Here is an 18,464-nt window from a genome sequence, read left to right as displayed (position 1 = left end):
AAGGATAGCAAGATGGATCGTTTCTTTCCTGTAGTACTGGGTGTTGCCGGGGCCTTGCTATTGGCCTCTGGCTCGCTGTATACCGTAGACCAGCGCCAGTTCGCCATGGTGTTCCAGTTTGGTGAAGTGGTGCGAGTGGTGAAAGAGCCGGGCATTCAGTTCAAAGTGCCACTGCTGCAAAACGTGCGTTATTTCGATCGCCGCATCCAGACCATCGACCCGGAAGCACCAGAGCTGTTCAACACCCGCGAAAAGAAAAATGTGCTGGTGGATAGCTTTGTAAAATGGCGCGTACGCGATGTAGAGCAGTTCTACAAGAGCGTGGGTGGTAACGAGACCGTGGCCGTGCAGCGCCTGCGTCAGACCATCAACGATGGCTTGCGTGCCCAGTTTGGCCAGAAGACGGTAGCAGATGTCATTTCCGGCAAGCGTGACGAGGTAATGGAGCTGGTGCGCAAGCGTGCCAACGTCGATGCGCAGAAGATTGGTATGGAAATTCTCGATGTCCGCTTAAAGCGCGTGGATTTTCCGGATAAAATCAGCACTTCCGTTTATGAGCGCATGAACTCCGAGCGCCGCACCGTAGCCAACCAGCTGCGTAGTGAGGGCGGGGCGGAAGCTGAACGTATCCGCGCCGATGCGGACCGTCAGCGCGAGGTAGTACTGGCCGATGCTTACAGCAAAGCCCAAGCTATCAAGGGCGAAGGCGATGCGAAAGCCGCGGCGATTTATGCGCAGGCTTATGGTAAAAACCCCGAGTTTTATGCCTTCTGGCGGAGCATGGAAGCGTACAAACAAACCTTCCGTAACAAGAGTGACGTGATGGTTCTGGACCCAAGTTCAGAATTCTTCAAGTATTTCAAGAATGCGCAACCGAAGCCACGCTGATAAAATGGTGTGACTTGCGACAGCCCGGCACCTGCCGGGTTGCGATAAAAACAAGGCGGGATCACGCATCCCGCCTTTTCTTGTGTGCAAAAAACAATGCGTAACTGGCTGCTGCCCGAACATATTGCCGATATTTTGCCCGCTACTGCCCGCCAGGTAGAAAGCGCAAAGTCGGCCATGCTGGACCTGTTTCGCCTGTCCGGCTACGAACTGGTACTCCCGCCACTGGTGGAGTACGCCGATGCCCTGGTGTCTAGCGACGACGCCACGCTGGACCTGAAAACCTACAAGCTGGACGACCACCTGTCTGGCCGTCAGCTGGGTCTACGTGCCGACATCACCCCGCAGGTGGCGCGTATCGATGCTCATCTGCTGTCTGCCCGCACCGGCGTAACACGCCTGTGCTACGCCGGTAGCGTGGTGCATGCCCGCCCGTCCGGCCTGATGAGCTCGCGCGAGCCGCTACAGGTGGGGGCCGAGCTGTACGGCTATGCCGGTATCGAGGCCGACGTGGAAATCATCAGCCTGATGCTGGATGTACTGCAGCAGGTTGGCGTGGGCCAGCTGAGGCTGGATGTAGGCCATATCGGTATTTTCCGTGGCCTGGCCGCTGCTGCAGGCTTGTCGGCCGAGCAGGGGCGCGAGCTGTTTGCCGCCCTGCAAGCCAAAGATGTGGCCACCATCAGCGAGATGGTAGCCGGCGTAGCCGAGCCGTATCGCAGTGCCTTCCTGGCCCTGCCTGAGCTGTATGGCCCGGCCAGCGTGCTGGACAAAGCCCGTACCCGTCTGCCATCGCTGCCGGAAATCGAGCTGGCGCTGATGCAGCTGTCCGCCATTGCAGCGGCTGTGGGTGACCGTGTGCAGGTCAGCTTTGACCTGGCCGAGCTGCGTGGTGATGCCTACCATACCGGCCTGATGTTTGCAGCCTACGCCCCCGGCTGGTCCGAGGCGCTGGCGCGTGGCGGCCGCTACGACAACGTTGGCCGCCGCTTTGGCCGTGCCCGTCCGGCCACAGGCTTTAGCCTGGATCTGCGCGATCTGGTGCGCATCCTGCCGCAGAAAGACAGTGCGCAGGGTATCAAGCTGGCGGCCCGCCTGTTACCGCAGGCGACAAGCAAAGTGACTGAGCTGCGCGCTGCTGGCGAGCGGGTCATCATCGACTATCTGGGCGAATCTGCCGAAGCACTGAACTGCGACCGCGAGCTGGTCATGGTGTCGGGCGAGTGGCAGCTTGTGCCTTTCAAGTAATGTGATTTCTGAAGAGAAGAGGTTTTTTCCAATGTCCAAGAATGTCGTGGTAATCGGTACCCAGTGGGGTGACGAGGGCAAGGGCAAGATTGTTGACTGGCTGACAGACCACGCCCGTGCGGTAGTGCGTTTTCAGGGCGGTCATAACGCGGGCCATACCCTGTGGGTAAACGGCAAGAAAACCGTGGTGCGCCTGGTACCGTCCGGCATCCTGCGTGATGGCGTGGAATGCTTTATCGGCAACGGTGTTGTACTGTCGCCAGAAGCACTGCTGAAAGAAATCGACGAGCTGGAGGCCGCAGGTGTCAATGCATCGGCCCGCCTGAAAATCGCCGAGGGTTGCCCGCTGATCCTGCCGTATCACATTGCACTGGACCAGGCCCGCGAAGCCGCCAAAGGCGATGCCAAGATCGGCACCACCGGCCGTGGTATCGGCCCGTGCTACGAAGACAAGGTAGCGCGCCGCGCGCTGAAGGTGATCGACCTGTTCGATACCGACCGCTTTGTGAGCAAGCTGAAAGAAAACGTCGAGTACTACAACTTCCTGCTGACCAAGCTGTTCAACGCCCAACCGGTAGACTTTGACACCATTCTGGCTGACACCATGAAGCAGGCCGAGCGCATCAAGCCGATGGTGGCTGACGTATCGCGCATCCTGCACGACCTGGACAAAGCCGGTGTGCCTATCCTGTTCGAAGGCGCACAAGGTACGCTGCTGGATATCGATCACGGTACCTACCCGTACGTGACGTCGTCCAACTGTGTGGCTGGCGCTGCTGCACCAGGCGCTGGCGTGGCACCGCAGATGCTGAACTACGTGCTGGGTATCGTGAAGGGCTACGCTACCCGCGTGGGTTCCGGCCCGTTCCCTACCGAGCAGGAAAACGACATTGGCGCTTTCCTGGCCAAGCGTGGTAACGAGTTCGGTTCCGTTACCGGCCGCCCGCGTCGCTGTGGCTGGTTTGATGCTGCTGCACTGAAGCGCTCCATCCAGATCAACGGTGTGTCCGGTCTGTGCGTGATGAAACTGGACGTGATGGACGGCCTGGAAGAAATCAAGCTGTGCGTAGGTTACAAGCTGAACGGCGAAGTGGTCGACATTCTGCCATTCGGTTCCGATGCCGTGACCCGTTGCGAGCCGATCTACGAAACCATGCCAGGCTGGAGCGATAGCTCCGTGGGTGTCAAGCGTTGGGAAGACCTGCCAGCGAATGCCCAAGCCTACCTGAAGCGCATCGAAGAAGTATGCGGTGCGCCGATCGATATCGTGTCTACCGGCCCGGATCGCGAAGAAACCATCGTACTGCGCCACCCGTTTGGCCTGTAATGGCCTGATACCGCCGGCGTTTGCCGGCGTGGTGTAGCAAAAAGCCCGTCCATGTGACGGGCTTTTTATTTGCCGGCAAACAAAAGCCCCTTGCTTGTGCAAGGGGCTTTCCAGCATGGCAGGCGGCGATCAGAGGCCGCTATTCTGCACGCGTAATTTCTGGCCCGGCTGCAGATTGGCCAGCTGTTCCGGGTTGTTCCAGCGCAGGATGTCGGTATGCGCTACGCCAAACTTGCGGGCAATGCTGAATACGGTATCGCCGCGTTGCACGATGTAGTCCACCGCCACGGCAGCCGAGGCGGCTGCCGGGCGGCTGTAGGATGCCGGGCGCAGCGCACTGCTGTCGGTGGCGCTGGCCACGGCGGTGCTGCTGGTACCAATTACTTTCAGCACCTGGCCTAGCTTGACGGTGTCGTCCTGCAGGCTGTTCAGGTTGCGCAGGTCGGCAACGCTCATGCTGTAGCGACGGGAAATATTGTACAGCGTGTCGCCAGGGGCCACGGTGTGCAGGCTGGCACTGGCGCTGACGACTTTGTCCGGGTTGCTCACCGGGATGTTGTCACCCAGCGAACCGGTGGTGTCGGCCTTGGCCACCACTTTTACCACCTCTGGCTTTACCAGCTCGGCGCGAATCGGCTCAAAGCGTGGCTCACTGCGGCTGGCTACGATGGCAGGCTCGGTGCGGGTGGCGACGCGTACCGGCGCGGGCTCGGGGCGTTCGCTACGGGTAGGGCTGACATCGCTGCGGGCAGGCTCGGCTTTTTGCAGCGTGCGTAGCGGTTGGGCTTCGGCTGTCTTGATGGTATTCGGTTGTGTGTTAGGCCTGATGGGTTCTGCTGCCTGTTTTGGCGCATCCATTGGCCCGGCGTTGGCCGCAAAGGCTACCAAGGTGGCGTTTTCTGCTGCCGGGGATGGGATGTCGGTATTTTCCAGTGCAGGTGCCGTGCGGTCATTGCGTAGCGCTACCAGTACCGGGCGGCCTGCAGGCAGGGCATTGCCTTTCAGGCTGTTGGCGGCAATCAGCTCGTTGGGGTTCATGTCAAACTGGCTGGCCAGCTCGCCGGTGGTGGTGTCGCTTTCCGGTACAAAGACCTGCCAGGTCAACAGGGGTTTGTCCCATTTGGCCAGGTTGGTTTCAAACTTGTGCAGTTTGTTGGCAGGCAGCAGCATTTGTCGGCCTGGTTTGTGGGCATACACCGGCAGGTTGAACGCCGGGTTCAGCTCTTTGAACTCGGCTACCGGCATCTCGGCCAGCTTGGCCGCAATGTCGATGTTCATATGGCGGCCATTGCTGGTGGCCACAAAGGTGGGTTTGTTCGGGAACGGGTCCAGCTTCAGGCCAAATTTTTCCGGCTCCAGCATGATGTTGCGCACGGCCAGCAGCTTGGGCACGTAGTTGCGTGTTTCTGCCGGCATCTGGATGTTTTCGTAGGTTTCCACTTCACCACGGGCGCGGACTTTGGCGATGGCACGGGACAGGTTGCCTTCGCCCCAGTTGTAGGCGGCCAGCGCCAGGCTCCAGTCGCCAAACATGTTGTACAGGTTTTGCAGGTAATCCAGCGCAGCGCGGGTGGATTCGGTGACATCGCGGCGGCCGTCGTACCACCAGGTTTGCTCCAGGCCGTACTGGCGACCGGTGGCGGGCATGAACTGCCACAGGCCGGAGGCACCAACGTGCGACTTGGCACCTGGCACGAAGGCGCTTTCTACCACGGGCAGAAAGGCGATTTCGGTCGGCATGCCGCGGCGCTCAACCTCATTCATGATGTGAAACAGGTACTTGCGGCCGCGGTCCATGGTGCGTTTGAAGTAAGCCGACTTGCCTGAAAAGTTACGCTCGTGGCGACGTACCAGCTCCGGGTTGACCTCGGTCATCTGGAAGCCTTCGCGCGCACGGGTCCATACGCTGTCGCCATTACGCAGCGGGCTGGTATTCTGCAGCATCATGTCCAAGCCTGCGGACAGGCCGTCGTCCACACTACTAGCCGGGTAGCTGGCTAGTGGCGCGGCGTTGTTGGCATGGGCCAGCATGGGCAGGGACAGCGCGAGGGTGACCGACAATGCGAGCGGAGTAAGCTTTTTCATGGGCGGGGCCTGTTTTCTCTATGCGGGCGATGCTAACACGGCTTGAGCAAGTAATAAGTCATAAAAAATACTCAAGGCCCTGATTTTTGCTGATTTTTAGTGAGTTTTAAGCAGCTTGGCTAGTGATTTTTTACAGTTGCTTGATAATTTTGTCTAAAAGTTATTTTTCCACTGTCGTAGTGTGGCAAAAATGCCTTCTTCGTGAGTGATTTCTTGCCCGGCATGCTGCTGGGCTGCATGGCTTACTGCCGCCTGTGTGGTGCGCAAAAAGGGGTTGGTAGCCAGCTCGTCGGCCAGCAGGGTAGGCAGGGTGGGCAAGTTGGCCGCACGGGTGGCCTGGTCGCGCTGTAGCCGGGCGGTAATGGCGTGGTTGCCAGGCTCTACTGCCGCCGCAAAGGCCAGGTTGGACAGGGTGTATTCGTGCGCGGGGTAGCACAGTGTGTCCGCCGGCAGTACGGCCAAGCTTTGCAGGGAATGGAACAAGTCTGTCATGGTGCCATCGAATACCCGCCCGCAGCCGGCACCAAACAAGGTGTCACCACAGAGCAGATGAGGTGCAAGGTAGTAGGCTAGATGGTTGGCCGTATGGCCAGGTATGGCCAGCACCTGCGCGGCGCGGCCAAAGGCAGGAACTGTGCTACCTTGCCCGCACGGGTGCGTGACTGCCGGAATATCTGGCGGGCCGTACACAGCCAACCCCGGCCAGGCGGCCAGTAGCGCGGGCAGGCCGCCGATATGGTCGGCGTGGTGGTGGGTAACCCACACCGCTTCCAGCTGCAATTGCTGCTGCGCGAGCCAGGCTTGCAGCGGCGCTGCATCGCCCGGGTCTACCGCGATGGCGCGGCGGTGGTCATGCAAAACCCAGATATAATTGTCGGTAAACGCGCTAACCGGGGTGAGGCGAAACATGTCGGCCATGATGTATCCCGAAACAATGGAAGAATTTGCGGACTGGCTGGCGTGTACCGCACCGGGCCAAGACCTGTTATGCCGCGAGCAGGCTTTTTTCGACCATGCCGTGGCGGATATTTTCGGCTTTCGCGCCGTGCAGCTGGGCCTGGGGGCGGAAGACTTTCTGGCGTGCAGCCGCATACCCTGGCATGGCTATGCCGGTATGGATGGCCAGGCCGATGTGGTGTGTGACCCGGCCTACCTGCCGTTTGACAGCAAAAGCCTGGATTTGCTGCTGCTGCCGCATGCGCTGGATTTTACCAGCGAGCCGCACCAGGTGCTGCGTGAAGCCGAGCGCGTTTTGCTACCCGAAGGCCGGCTGGTGCTCACCGGCTTCAACCCGTTTTCATTATGGGGTGCCAGCCGGCTGTTGTACCGGCGGAGTGGTGTGCCCTGGTGTGGCAACTTTGTCGGCATCAGCCGCCTGAAAGACTGGATGACTTTGTTGCAACTGGAAACCACCGCCACCCGGTTCATGGCATACTCGCCGCCTTTCGCGCGTGCCGACTGGCTAGCCCGCTGCCGCTTCATGGAGCAAGCCGGCGAATACTGTTGGCCGCAGCTGGCGGGCGCCTATGGTGTGGTGGCCATCAAACGTCAGCGTGGCATGCGCCTGATCATGCCGCGCTGGCAGCGTGCCAAGCCGGCCAGGTCGCTGGCGGTAGCCAGTGGCAACGAACGCCAACCCATTAACCGAACCCAAGCGAACGAGACAAGCCATGAGTGACGACGCTATCGTCGAGATTTACCCCGATGGTGCCTGCAAGGGCAACCCCGGCCCCGGTGGCTGGGGCGTGCTGCTGCGTTACAAGGGGCAGGAAAAAGAGCTGTTCGGTGGCGAGCACGGCACCACCAATAACCGCATGGAGCTGATGGCGGTGATACAGGGCCTGCAGCTACTGAAGCGCCCGTGCCGCATTGTGGTGTACACCGACTCGCAATACGTGCAAAAAGGCATTTCCGAGTGGATACACGGCTGGAAAACCCGTGGCTGGAAAACCGCAAGCAAGGAACCGGTTAAAAATGCCGACCTGTGGCAACAGCTGGACGCCCTGCGTAATGGCCACCCGCATGTGGAGTGGCGCTGGGTAAAAGGCCACGCCGGCCACGAATTCAACGAGCGCGCCGACCAGCTGGCTAATGCCGGCGTGGAAAGCCTGCGCTAGCCTGTGTTACCGGCAGCCTGCGCGGCTGCCAGCCGAAAGCCCATCATGCGTCAGATCATTCTTGATACCGAAACCACCGGCCTGGACCCGAACCAGGGCCACCGCATTATCGAATTTGCCGGCCTGGAGATGGACGGCCGCAAGCTGACCGGCCGCAGCCTGCACCTGTACATTCACCCCGAGCGCGATATCGACCCGGACGCCGAGCGCGTGCACGGCATCTCGCTGGCCAGCCTGGAAGGCAAGCCGCGTTTTGCCGAGGTGGCGCAGCAGCTGGTGGATTTTATCGACGGTGCCGAGCTCATCATCCATAACGCCCCGTTTGACGTGGGCTTCATGAACGCCGAGTTCAAGCGCCTGGGCATGTTGCCGGTCGCCAAGGTAGCCGGCGGGGTGATCGATACCCTGGCCATGGCACGCGACAGCTTCCCCGGCAAGCGCAACAGCCTGGACGCGCTGTGCGACCGTTTCGAGATCGACCGCAGCAACCGTACCTACCACGGCGCGCTGATCGACTGCGAGCTGTTGTCCGAAGTGTACCTGTGGATGACGCGTGGCCAGGACAGCCTGCTGATGGACGCCGGCCTGGCCGAAAACGACAACAGCGCCAGCGGCATGCGCATGGCCTTCGAGCGCAAACCGTTGGCCGTCCTGCAGCCCAGCGCCGACGAGCTGGCCGAACACCAGGCCTACCTGGACCTGCTGGATAAAAGCGTCAAAGGCAGCTGCCTGTGGCGCAACATCGAAAACCCGCCGGCGGCGGAGCCCGCCGCATGAGCCAGCGCATTGCCCTGATACCGGCCGCCGGTCATGGCAGCCGTTTTGGTAGCGCCACCCCCAAGCAGTACCAGCTGCTACACGGCCAGCCACTGCTGGCGCATACCATCAACGTGCTCTGCGGCTGTGCCGCCATAGACCGCGTGGTGGTGGTGATCTCCCCTGGCGACGAATGGTTTGACAGCTATAGTTGGCCGCAAGCCAAGCTGGCAGTGCTGCGCGTGGGCGGTGCCAGCCGTGCGCAAAGCGTGGCCAACGGCCTGGCGGCGCTCGCCGCCGACGAGGACGACTGGGTGCTGGTGCACGACGCCGCGCGCTGCTGCCTGAGCCCCGCTGCGCTGCAGCGTCTGCTGGACGAAGTAGGCGACGACGCCATTGGCGGCATTCTGGCGCAGCCGGTAGCCGACACCGTCAAGCTGGGCAAGGTTGGCCGCATTGCCGATACCGTGCCGCGCGATAATCTGTGGCTGGCACAAACCCCGCAAATGTTCCGCGCCGGCCTGCTGGCCGAGGCGCTGCACGATGCGGCCAACCCCGCCATTACCGACGAAGCCTCCGCCATCGAGCTACTGGGCCATGCGCCACGGCTGGTGGCCGGCGAAGCACAGAATTTCAAGGTGACCTGGCCGGGTGACCTGGCGCTGGCCGCAGCCATTCTGGCCGCGCGCCAGGCCTGACATCGGCTGCGGCCAACCTTTTGCAAGGACAAGACATGACACCGTTTCGTATAGGCCAGGGTTACGATGTACACCGCCTGGTAGAAGGCCGCCCGCTGATCCTGGGCGGGGTAACGATCCCGCACGACAAAGGCCTGCTTGGCCACTCCGACGCCGACGCGCTGCTGCACGCCATTACCGACGCCGTACTGGGCGCCGCCGCGCTGGGCGACATTGGCCGCCACTTTCCCGATACCGACCCCACGTTCAAAGGCGCCGATAGCGGCGTGCTGCTGCAAGAAGCCATGCGCCGCGTGCGTGCCGCCGGCTGGCAGCTGGTGAACGTGGATAGCACCATCATTGCCCAGGCGCCCAAGCTGGCACCGCATATCGACGCCATCCGCGCGCGCATTGCCCAGCTGCTGGACATCGACGTGGCGTGCGTCAATGTGAAAGGCAAGACCAACGAAAAGCTTGGCTATCTGGGCCGCGCCGAGGCAATAGAAACGCAGGCCGTATGCCTGCTGGTGCCCGCAAACTGATTTTTCTTTCCCTTTTGGAGTGCCACACATGGACCAGAACCAACTGAAACAACTGGTAGCCCAGGCTGCCGTCAAGCTCGTACCGGAAGACTGCATCGTCGGCGTGGGTACCGGCAGCACCGTGAACTTCTTTATCGACGAGCTGGCCAAGATCAAAGGCCGCATCAAGGGCGCGGTTTCCAGCTCCGAGGCCTCTACCCAGCGCCTGAAAGCCATCGGCATTCCGGTATTCGACCTGAACACCGTGGGCCCGGACGAAGTGCCGGTGTATGTAGACGGTGCCGACGAGGTAAACCACCATCTACACATGATCAAGGGCGGTGGCGCGGCGCTGACGCGCGAGAAAATCGTGGCGGCCGTGGCGCAGCAGTTCATCTGCATTGCCGACCAGAGCAAGTACGTGGAGATCATGGGCAAGTTCCCGCTGCCGGTAGAAGTCATCCCGATGGCGCGCAGCCACGTGGCGCGCGAGCTGGTGAAGCTGGGCGGCCACCCGGAATGGCGCATGGGTGTTACCACCGATAACGGCAATATCATTCTGGATGTACACGGCCTGCAGATTGCCGAGCCGGTAAAACTGGAAAACCAGATCAACCAGATCGTGGGCGTAGTCACCAACGGCCTGTTTGCCCAGCGCCGTGCCGACGTACTGCTGCTGGGTACGCCAGACGGGGTAAAAGAGCTGCGCTAAACCCGGTGGGCCGGCCCGGTGTTGGTTTGCTGCTGCAAGCCGGTGCCGGGTCGGCCTTTTCTGTGCAGATGAAACATAACTGTCATCTGGCCGCCATATCATGACGCGTTGAGTCAATTCCCGACGAGGTTGCCATGCCCGAACATATTTCCAAACAGTTTGACCTGGAGCTCGAAACCATCCGTACCCGCGTACTGCAGATGGGCGGGCTGGTAGAGCAGCAAATCCGTGCCGCCATGGACGCATTGCAAAGCGGCGATGTCGACCGTCTGGACAAAGTGGTGGCCGACGACACCAAGGTCAACGCGCTGGAAGTGCAGATCGACGAAGACTGCCAGCACATCATTGCGCGCCGCCAGCCAGCCGCCAGCGACCTGCGCATGGTGATCACCGTCATCAAGACCATTACCGACCTGGAGCGCATTGGCGACGAGGCGCAAAAGATTGCCCGCGTTGGCCGCACCATGTACCAGACCGGCCGCTACCCGGCACCGCGTTTCCGTGAAGCCGCCAAAATGGCCGAAGTCGCCTTGGGCATGCTGCACCGCGCCCTGGACGCCTTTGCCCGCCTGGACGCTACCGCCGCCATCGAGCTGGCCGAGCAAGACCTGCTGCTGGACCAGGACTACGCGTCCGAGCTGCGTGCCCAGGTGACCTTCATGATGGAAGACCCGCGCACCATCAGCATGTCCATCGACACCATGTTCATCTGCAAAGCCATCGAGCGTATCGGCGACCACGCCAAGAACATCTCCGAATACGTGGTGTATCTGGTGAAGGGCAAAGACATTCGCCACACCTCGCTGGAAGACAAAAAGCGCGAATCTCTGGGTGATGCTGCTACGCAATAAGCGTGGCACGCAGGGCCAAGCGGCGGTAACATCGGTTACCGCCGTTTTTTATTGACCTACTGACAAGAGAGAAGGGGTGACATTTGAGCTCCGTTAAGCCCCCGTTTGACGTGCTGGCTACCGTAGATATGGGGTCCAACAGCTTCAGGCTGCAGATTTCCCGCGTGGTAGACGACCAGCTGTATACCCTGGATTCCCTCAAAGACACCGTGCGCCTGGGCGGTGGCCTGCAAGACGACAAAACCCTTGATAGCGAAACCCTGCAGCGCGCCCTGGCCTGCATGGGCCGTTTTGGCGAGCGCCTGCGCGGGCTGGACCCGAAACAGGTACGCGTGGTGGGTACCAACACCCTGCGCGTGGCGAAAAACGCCCCCGAATTCATCGTGGAAGCCGAGCGCCTGCTGGGCTTCCCCATCGAAATCATTGCCGGCCGCGAAGAAGCCCGCCTGATTTACCTGGGCGCCGCCCACAGCCTGCCGGCCACCAAAGAGCGCCGCCTGGTGGTAGATATTGGCGGTGGCTCTACCGAATTCATCATTGGTAGCGGCTACAAAGCCCACGTAACCGAAAGCCTGCCGCTGGGCTGCGTAGTGTTCAGCAAACGCTTTTTTGTGGATGGCAAGATCAGCAAGAACGCTTTTCGGGACGCCGAGCTGGCTGCCCGTAACGAAATCCAGCGCATCGTGCACGAATACCCGGCCAGCGAATGGCAGCTGGCCGTGGGCACCTCCGGCACGGCGCGCGCGCTGCGCGACATGATGGAAGCCAACGGCTGGAGCAATGGCGAAATCACCCTGCGTGGCATGAAGCGCCTGCGCGACGACCTGATCGCTTGCGGGCACAGCAAGGAGATCCGGATTCAGGGGCTGAAAGATGACCGTGCGCCGGTGCTGCCGGGTGGCCTGGCCATCATGATCGCCATTTTCGAATCGCTGGCCATCGAACAGATGATCGTGACCGACGGCGCACTGCGCGACGGCGTGCTGTACGACCTGATGGGCCGCCAGCGCGAAAAAGACATGCGCGATTCCACCATCACCCAGTTCAAGCGCCGCTACCACGTAGACGTACCGCAAGCGCAGCGTGTGGCCGCGCTGGCCGAACGCCTGTTCCGCCTGGTATCGGGCGACGCGCTGGACCCGGACATGCTCAAGCGCGTGATCTGGGCGGCCAAAGTGCACGAAATCGGCCTGACCATCGCCCACGCTGCCTATCACAAGCATTCGGCCTATGTGCTGACCAATGCCGACATGCCCGGTTTTTCGCGCCGCGAACAAAGCACCCTGGCTACCATCGTGCTGGGTCACCGTGGTGACATGGGCAAAATGGTAAAAGAGGTAGCCGACCCGGCCCTGTGGCCTGCTGTGCTGTCGCTCAGGTTGGCCGCATTGTTCTACCGCAGCCGTAACGAGCTGGACATCAACGCCGTACACGGCCTGACGCCCACCCTGAACGGCTACGCGCTGACCGTAGGCAAAGACTGGCTGGCGGCCAACCCGCTTACCACCGCTGCCTTCCGCCAGGAAATCGCCCAGTGGCGTGCCATTGGTGTGGCACTGGAGCTGCGCGGCGATTAGCCCCGCGGGCAGCATGAACCGCAGCGGCGCAGGCCGCTGTCACCCAGCCTGGCCGCACCCCGGTGCGGCTTTGTCACGTATCAGCGTTGCAAAAAAGGACAGCCATGCGCCACCCCGAGCTGAAACAGCGCCACCCCACGCTAGGCGAGGCCCCCGGTACGTTGGCCGCATCGGCTGGTGATGCGGTGGCCAGCAGTATCTCGCTGGTGGAGTACACCGCCGACGACTACCTGGAGACCCGCTTTGCCACGGTAGAAGAAGGCCTGGCGCACCGGGCGCAGCTGCCCAACCTGTGGCTGAACGTGTACGGGCTAACCGACCCTGCCGTGCTGCAAGCCATCGGCCAGCGCTTTGGCCTGCACCCGCTGGTGCTGGAAGACATTGCCAACATCCGCCAGCGGCCCAAGGTGGACGACTACGGCAGCTACCTGTTCATAGCCACCCGCGTGTACCGCTACCAGCCGGAAGGCCAGCGCCTGGTGCACGACCAGGTGTATCTGGTGATCGGCAGCGGCTTTGTGCTGACCTTCCAGACCCAGCCGCTGGGCGTGTTTACCAGCCTGCGCGAGCGGCTGCAGGCCGGGCGTGGCCTGGTGCGCCAGCTGGGGGCAGACTACCTGGGCTATTCGCTGCTGGACGCCATCATCGACGACTATTTTGGCGTGCTGGACCAGTTCAACGCCCGTGTCGAAGACCTGGACCGCCAGGTGCTGAGCGGGCACGACCGCTTTATCCTGGCGCGCATCCAGCGCCAGAAGCAGGACGCCATGCGCCTGCGCCGCGCACTGGTACCGCTGCGCGAAGTGCTCAATACGCTGACCCGTGGCGATTACGCTTTCTTCCAGCGCGACACCATGGTGTACCTGCGCGATGCCTTCGACCACACCCTGCACCTGATCGAATCGCTGGAAGCCGCGCGCGAAGCCATCGGCGGCATGCTGGACCTGTACATGTCGGCGCAGTCCAACCGCCTGAACGTGCAGATGCGCGTGCTCACGGTGATCACCATCATCTTCATGCCGCTAACGCTGATTGCCGGTATCTACGGCATGAACTTCGACAATATGCCCGAGCTGCACTGGCACTACGGCTACTTCTACATCATTGGATTGATGCTGCTGATCGCCGCCGCTTTGCTGCTGGTGTTCTGGCGCCGGCGCTGGCTGTAGCAGCTTGTTAAATACCCCTGTGGGGTATAGGATGGTGCTGTCTGTTACCCGGTAATGCCGCATGAACACCGCCCATTTGCACCTGCCCGTCACGGGCATGAGCTGCGCCGCCTGCGCACTGCGCATCGAAAAACTGCTGAACCGCCTGCCCGGCGTGGCCGCCAGCGTCAGCTTTGCCAGCGAAAGCGCCGATATCCAGTACGACCCGGTGCAATCCTCGTTGCAGCAAGTGCTGGACGCCATCGCCCGCGCAGGCTTTAGCGTGCCGGACAGCGTGCTGACGCTGGCGCTAAGCGGCATGAGCTGCGCCGCCTGCGGCCAACGTATCGAAAAAGTGCTAAACCGCCAGCCCGGTGTGCAGGCCAGCGTCAATATGGCCAGCGAAACCGCGCAGCTGCGTTTTGCCAGCGGCCTGTATACCCCCGAACAGCTGGTGGCCGTGGTGCAGGGCGCCGGCTTTGGCGCCAGCGTGCTGGATGATGCCGCGCCGGCCACGCCGCAGCACGACGACCGCCGCGAGCTGGCCTGGTTTGCCCTGGCGCTGCTGCTAACGCTGCCGTTTGTCGGCGAGATGGTGGCCATGTTCGGCGGCGGCCACCACGGCTGGCTGCCGCGCGAATGGCAGCTGCTGCTGTCCGCGCCGGTGCAGTTCATCGTGGGCTGGCGTTTCTATCGCGGCGGCTACCACGCGCTGCGCAGCGGCGCCGCCAATATGGACGTGCTGGTGGCGCTGGGCACCAGCGTGGCGTGGCTGCTGTCGGCGTGGGTAACGTTGGCCGCAGACCACAGCCAGCACGTGTATTTCGAGGCCAGCGTGTCGGTCATCACGCTGGTGTTGCTGGGCAAATTGCTGGAAAGCCGCGCCAAACGCCGCACCGCCGGTGCCATCGAGGCGCTGCTGGCGCTGTCGCCCAAAACGGCCAACGTGGAACGCGACGGCCAGCTGCACGAGGTCGCCATCGGCAAGCTGTTGCCTGGTGATGTGGTGGTGCTGCGCCATGGCGAGCGGCTAGCGGTGGACGGCACCGTGCTGGCCGGTAGCGCGGTGCTGGACGAAAGCGCGCTCAGCGGCGAAAGCCTGCCAGTAGCGCGTGGCGAAGGCGACACCGTGTACGCGGGCACCCAGAACGCCGGCGGCATGCTCAAGGTACGCGCCACCAGCGTGGGCCAGGCCACGCAGCTGGCCGCCATCGTGCGCGCCGTGGCGCAGGCGCAGGGCAGCAAGGCGCCGATACAAGCGCTGGCCGACCGCATCTCGGCCATTTTCGTGCCGGTGGTGCTGGCCATGGCCACGCTCACGCTGCTGGCCACTGCCTGGTGGAGCGGCAGCTGGCAGCAGGCGCTGATTCACGCCGTGGCGGTGCTGGTGATTGCCTGCCCGTGCGCGCTGGGCCTGGCCACGCCCACGGCGGTGATGGTGGGCGTGGGCGTGGGCGCGCGGCGCGGCATACTGTTTCGCCACGCCGCCGCCCTGCAGCATGCTGCCAACATCGACCTGCTGGTAGTGGACAAAACCGGCACCCTGACCGAAGGCAAGCCGCAGCTTACCGACATCATCCCGCTGGCCAGCATCGAGCCCGACGCGGTGCTCACGCTGGCTGCCACGCTGGAGCAGGGCGCCGAGCACCCGCTGGCGCAAGCCATCGTGCAGGCCGCCACCGCCCGCCAGCTGGTGCTGCCGCATCTAGCCGCTTTTGACAGCGACATCGGCCATGGTGTGCGCGGCCAGATTGCCGGCCAGCCCTACCGCCTGGGCGAGCCGCAGTGGGCGCTGGGCCAGCTGCCGCCGCAGGCCGCAGCGCTGTACGCGCAGGGTAAAACCGTATTGGCGCTGGCTGCCGGCGATACGCCACTGGCCCTGCTGGCCCTGGCGGACCGCCTGCGGCCAAGCTCCGCCGCCGCCGTGGCCGCCTTGCACGCCATGGGGGTAGAGGTGGTGATGCTCACCGGCGACAAACAGGCCACCGCCGACGCCATCGCCGCCGAGGCTGGCATACGCCAGGTACACGCCAGCCAGCGCCCGCAGGACAAGGCCGCCTACATCCAGCGCCAGCAAGCCGCCGGCCGCCGCGTGGCCATGGTGGGCGACGGCATCAACGACGCCCCGGCGCTGGCGGTAGCCGACGTCAGCTTTGCCATGGGCGCCGGTGCCGACATCGCCATCGACACGGCGGATGTCACGCTGATGCACGGCAACCTGCAGCACCTGGCCGACGCGCTGCGCCTGGCGCGCGCCACGCTGGGCAAGATCCACCAGAACCTGTTCTTTGCCTTTGTTTACAACGTGCTGGGCATCCCGCTGGCCGCGCTGGGCCTGCTCAACCCGGTGCTGGCCGGCGCGGCCATGGCGCTAAGTTCGGTGTCGGTGGTGAGCAACGCGCTGCTGCTGCGGCGCTGGCGGTGATGAGAGGTGTGCTGTGTGGCGTGTGTAGCCACTGGTAGCCCGGATAAGCCAACGGCGCATCCGGGGGCGAGTGCGCAGGGTTGGTGATGTGCAACCAAGCATTGCCTCGTGGTTGATTGATGAGTTGCAGTGCCTGCTCCCACCCTCGGTGCTCTTAGTCCACTCTCTGTTTACAGGTTTTGGACTCTGATATTACAAAGGCAATATACCGCTCAATGCTGCTGCGATCTTCAGTAGAAAGACCATCATATCCAGTCCTGTCGTATTGAATGTGGCCAGAGGTCGGGTTTTCAAGCAACTCTGAAGCAGATCGCCCAAATGCCCGGGCGATCTGCTCAACGACATCGATATTGGCCGAATTTTGACAGCTAAGCATTCGCCCGATAGTCGATTGTGCAATACCTGCTTTTGATGAAAGACCAAGTTGTGTACCCAACTCACCCTCCGCAGAGTTCATCCAATTACGGAGGTTGGTCGCGAGTATTTGTCTGATAAGAATCTCTTTCATACTGCCATTCTACAGCTTCTCGTCTCTACCCAATCTCCAACGCGCCTTCACTCGGGTAGCCGGTTTGGTCAAAAAAGGTTGGCCACAGGGGTAATGCCAGTCAGTTAAGGCTGACTGGCATTTTTTTGCTAGAGGTTTGTCGCGTTGAAGCGTGCTTTCGTGTCCGCGATGCGGACGATGCTTAAATGCCGGTTCCGCCCGGCAGACGGGAAAGGGGGCGGATTGCCGCCCCCTTTTCATACCCCCGCAACCCGGGGCTGCTCGAAACCCCAGGCAAAATGGTGCGCCCCAGGCACCGCCGAACTCGCCCCTCGCTAACGGCTCGGGGCTCACACAAATCGGCGTCTTAAAACCTGGGGCGCACCATTTTGCCCGGCTCGCGCCAACGGGAAGGGGCGCTTCACTCACGCTCTCCTACTTGATAGCCATGTACATTCGCCTAACTGACTGACATTAGACCGCAGGGTCTGCTCCCTCTAGTCATGTGGCCAGCTGTGTCAATGGATTTACCCGGATGCGCCAGCGGCTTATCCGGGTTACGGTTTTTATCCAGGCTACGGCCCCGGTCGTGACACCGCTCACCCCAGCAGCCAGTTAAACAGCCCGCCGCCCACCATCAACCAGCCAAACAGCAGCCCGGCCAGTAGCAGCGGTGGCCAGCCGGCGGCGCGGATGGCGCTGGCGCGGGTGTCCAGCCCCAGTGCGGCCATGGCGGTGGCTAGCAGCAGGGTGGTGAGCTGCTGCAGCGGGGCCACCACGCTGGCCGGCAGCCAGCCGCTGCTGTTCAGCGCCACCATCGCCACAAAGCCGAAGGCAAACCACGGGATGGTGATGCGGCCACGCTGGCCGCTGGCCTGCGGCTGGCGGCGTTGCCACCACGCAGCCAGCAGTAGCAGGAACGGCGCCAGCATCATTACGCGCAGCATCTTGGTCAGCACCGCGGCGTTGGCCGCCTGTTCGCTTACCGCCTTGCCGGCGGCCACCACCTGCGCCACCTCGTGCAGGGTGGAGCCGGTCATCACACCATAAGCCGTGTCGCTCACCCCCAGGCTGGCTAGCAGCGGGTAGGCCGCCGGGTACAGCAGCATGGCGATGCTGCCAAACAGCACCACGCCCGCCACCGCCAGGCTGGCGCGCTCGCCGCTGGCGCGGATCACCGGCTGGGTGGCCATCACCGCCGCCGCGCCGCAGATGGCGCTGCCGGCGCCGATCAGCACGCTGCTTTCGCGGTCCAGCCCCAGCCGCGGGCCGGCCCACAGCGCCAGCGCGAAGGTGCTGCACAATACTGCCGCGTCGATCAGCCACACGGTGGCGCCCAGCTGGCCCAGCTCGCCCAGTGTGAGGCGCAGGCCGAACAGCACGATGCCGGCGCGCAGCAGGGTGGTCTTGCAGAACGCCAGCGTGGCGGGGGCGGGGCGGGTGTGGCGCGGGCCCAGGTTGGCCGCCAGTATGCCCAGCAGCATGGCCAGCGTGAGGGCGGACACGCCGTGTGCGGCCAACCATTGCAGGGTGGCCAGCCACAGCGAAGCCAGTGCCAGCGCACCCGCCAGCAGCAGGCCGTGTTGCTTATCCAGAATCTTCATATCGTTATTGCCCATGTGAATAAGCCAAGCTTAGTGGGCTG

Annotated in this window: 17 protein-coding genes; 13 read left to right on the top strand and 4 right to left on the bottom strand. The window is 62.5% G+C overall.

Features of this window, described 5'->3' with window-relative positions; genetic code table 11:
• Positions 1-12: 12 nt before the first annotated feature.
• The 3 genes from hflC to FLQ44_RS01400 all read left to right on the top strand — a co-directional run bounded on the left by hflC (position 13) and on the right by FLQ44_RS01400 (position 3,463).
• Complete coding sequence (gene hflC / locus FLQ44_RS01410) at positions 13-888, top strand: protease modulator HflC (RefSeq protein WP_147692726.1); 876 nt, start codon at positions 13-15, stop codon at positions 886-888.
• Positions 889-984: 96 nt separating this feature from the next.
• Positions 985-2,136, top strand: coding sequence for an ATP phosphoribosyltransferase regulatory subunit (locus FLQ44_RS01405; protein ID WP_147692725.1), 1,152 nt, complete (start codon positions 985-987; stop codon positions 2,134-2,136).
• Between the two features lie 31 nt (positions 2,137-2,167).
• Positions 2,168-3,463, top strand: coding sequence for an adenylosuccinate synthase (locus FLQ44_RS01400; protein WP_147692724.1), 1,296 nt, complete (start codon positions 2,168-2,170; stop codon positions 3,461-3,463).
• A gap of 129 nt (positions 3,464-3,592) precedes the next feature.
• Here FLQ44_RS01400 and FLQ44_RS01395 read toward each other — a convergent pair whose 3' ends face one another.
• Both FLQ44_RS01395 and gloB read right to left on the bottom strand, forming a co-directional pair.
• Positions 3,593-5,548: a LysM peptidoglycan-binding domain-containing protein gene (locus FLQ44_RS01395; protein ID WP_206208607.1), complete on the bottom strand. Its 1,956-nt coding sequence runs from the start codon at positions 5,546-5,548 to the stop codon at positions 3,593-3,595.
• Between the two features lie 153 nt (positions 5,549-5,701).
• Positions 5,702-6,466 (bottom strand): hydroxyacylglutathione hydrolase, encoded by a 765-nt coding sequence (gloB, locus tag FLQ44_RS01390; protein WP_338117446.1) that lies wholly within the window; start codon positions 6,464-6,466, stop codon positions 5,702-5,704.
• A gap of 16 nt (positions 6,467-6,482) precedes the next feature.
• Here gloB and FLQ44_RS01385 point away from each other — a divergent pair, with 16 nt between their 5' ends.
• The 10 genes from FLQ44_RS01385 to FLQ44_RS01340 all read left to right on the top strand — a co-directional run bounded on the left by FLQ44_RS01385 (position 6,483) and on the right by FLQ44_RS01340 (position 16,332).
• On the top strand, positions 6,483-7,226 hold the full coding sequence (locus FLQ44_RS01385) for a methyltransferase domain-containing protein (protein ID WP_170252707.1): 744 nt from the start codon (positions 6,483-6,485) through the stop codon (positions 7,224-7,226).
• A complete protein-coding gene (gene rnhA, locus FLQ44_RS01380) occupies positions 7,219-7,665 on the top strand; it encodes a ribonuclease HI (protein WP_017508512.1) in 447 nt (148 codons plus the stop codon). The genes FLQ44_RS01385 and rnhA overlap by 8 nt, the downstream gene beginning before the upstream one ends.
• A 45-nt stretch (positions 7,666-7,710) precedes the next feature.
• On the top strand, positions 7,711-8,442 hold the full coding sequence (gene dnaQ, locus FLQ44_RS01375; protein WP_147692722.1) for a DNA polymerase III subunit epsilon: 732 nt from the start codon (positions 7,711-7,713) through the stop codon (positions 8,440-8,442).
• Complete coding sequence (gene ispD, locus FLQ44_RS01370) at positions 8,439-9,119, top strand: 2-C-methyl-D-erythritol 4-phosphate cytidylyltransferase (RefSeq protein WP_147692721.1); 681 nt, start codon at positions 8,439-8,441, stop codon at positions 9,117-9,119. The genes dnaQ and ispD overlap by 4 nt, the downstream gene beginning before the upstream one ends.
• 35 nt (positions 9,120-9,154) lie before the next feature.
• A complete protein-coding gene (gene ispF, locus FLQ44_RS01365; protein WP_147692720.1) occupies positions 9,155-9,640 on the top strand; it encodes a 2-C-methyl-D-erythritol 2,4-cyclodiphosphate synthase in 486 nt (161 codons plus the stop codon).
• Between the two features lie 28 nt (positions 9,641-9,668).
• The gene (gene rpiA, locus FLQ44_RS01360; protein ID WP_017508516.1) at positions 9,669-10,331 is read left to right on the top strand and encodes a ribose-5-phosphate isomerase RpiA; all 663 of its coding nucleotides are present in this window, start codon (positions 9,669-9,671) and stop codon (positions 10,329-10,331) included.
• Between the two features lie 134 nt (positions 10,332-10,465).
• On the top strand, positions 10,466-11,182 hold the full coding sequence (phoU, locus tag FLQ44_RS01355; RefSeq protein WP_017508517.1) for a phosphate signaling complex protein PhoU: 717 nt from the start codon (positions 10,466-10,468) through the stop codon (positions 11,180-11,182).
• A gap of 83 nt (positions 11,183-11,265) precedes the next feature.
• Positions 11,266-12,759, top strand: a complete 1,494-nt coding sequence (ppx, locus tag FLQ44_RS01350; RefSeq protein ID WP_369126589.1) for an exopolyphosphatase — start codon at positions 11,266-11,268, stop codon at positions 12,757-12,759.
• Between the two features lie 104 nt (positions 12,760-12,863).
• Entirely contained in the window at positions 12,864-13,928 is a 1,065-nt protein-coding gene (gene corA / locus FLQ44_RS01345) for a magnesium/cobalt transporter CorA (protein ID WP_147692719.1), read from the top strand.
• Positions 13,929-13,989: 61 nt separating this feature from the next.
• Positions 13,990-16,332: a heavy metal translocating P-type ATPase gene (locus FLQ44_RS01340; protein ID WP_147692718.1), complete on the top strand. Its 2,343-nt coding sequence runs from the start codon at positions 13,990-13,992 to the stop codon at positions 16,330-16,332.
• A gap of 154 nt (positions 16,333-16,486) precedes the next feature.
• On the opposite strand, the gene FLQ44_RS01335 is transcribed toward FLQ44_RS01340, so the two are convergent.
• Together FLQ44_RS01335 and FLQ44_RS01330 are read right to left on the bottom strand one after the other, a co-directional pair.
• Positions 16,487-16,840 carry a helix-turn-helix domain-containing protein gene (locus FLQ44_RS01335; protein ID WP_147692717.1) on the bottom strand — a complete coding sequence of 118 codons (354 nt, stop codon included), beginning with the start codon at positions 16,838-16,840 and terminating at the stop codon, positions 16,487-16,489.
• Between the two features lie 578 nt (positions 16,841-17,418).
• On the bottom strand, positions 17,419-18,438 hold the full coding sequence (locus tag FLQ44_RS01330; protein ID WP_240801149.1) for a YeiH family protein: 1,020 nt from the start codon (positions 18,436-18,438) through the stop codon (positions 17,419-17,421).
• Positions 18,439-18,464: the final 26 nt, after the last annotated feature.

Origin of the sequence: Vogesella mureinivorans (assembly GCF_007644035.1) — a bacterium.
Taxonomy (GTDB): domain Bacteria; phylum Pseudomonadota; class Gammaproteobacteria; order Burkholderiales; family Chromobacteriaceae; genus Vogesella; species Vogesella mureinivorans.
The sequence above is the reverse complement of the archived record's forward strand: the minus strand, read 5'-3'. Positions and strand labels throughout refer to the sequence as shown.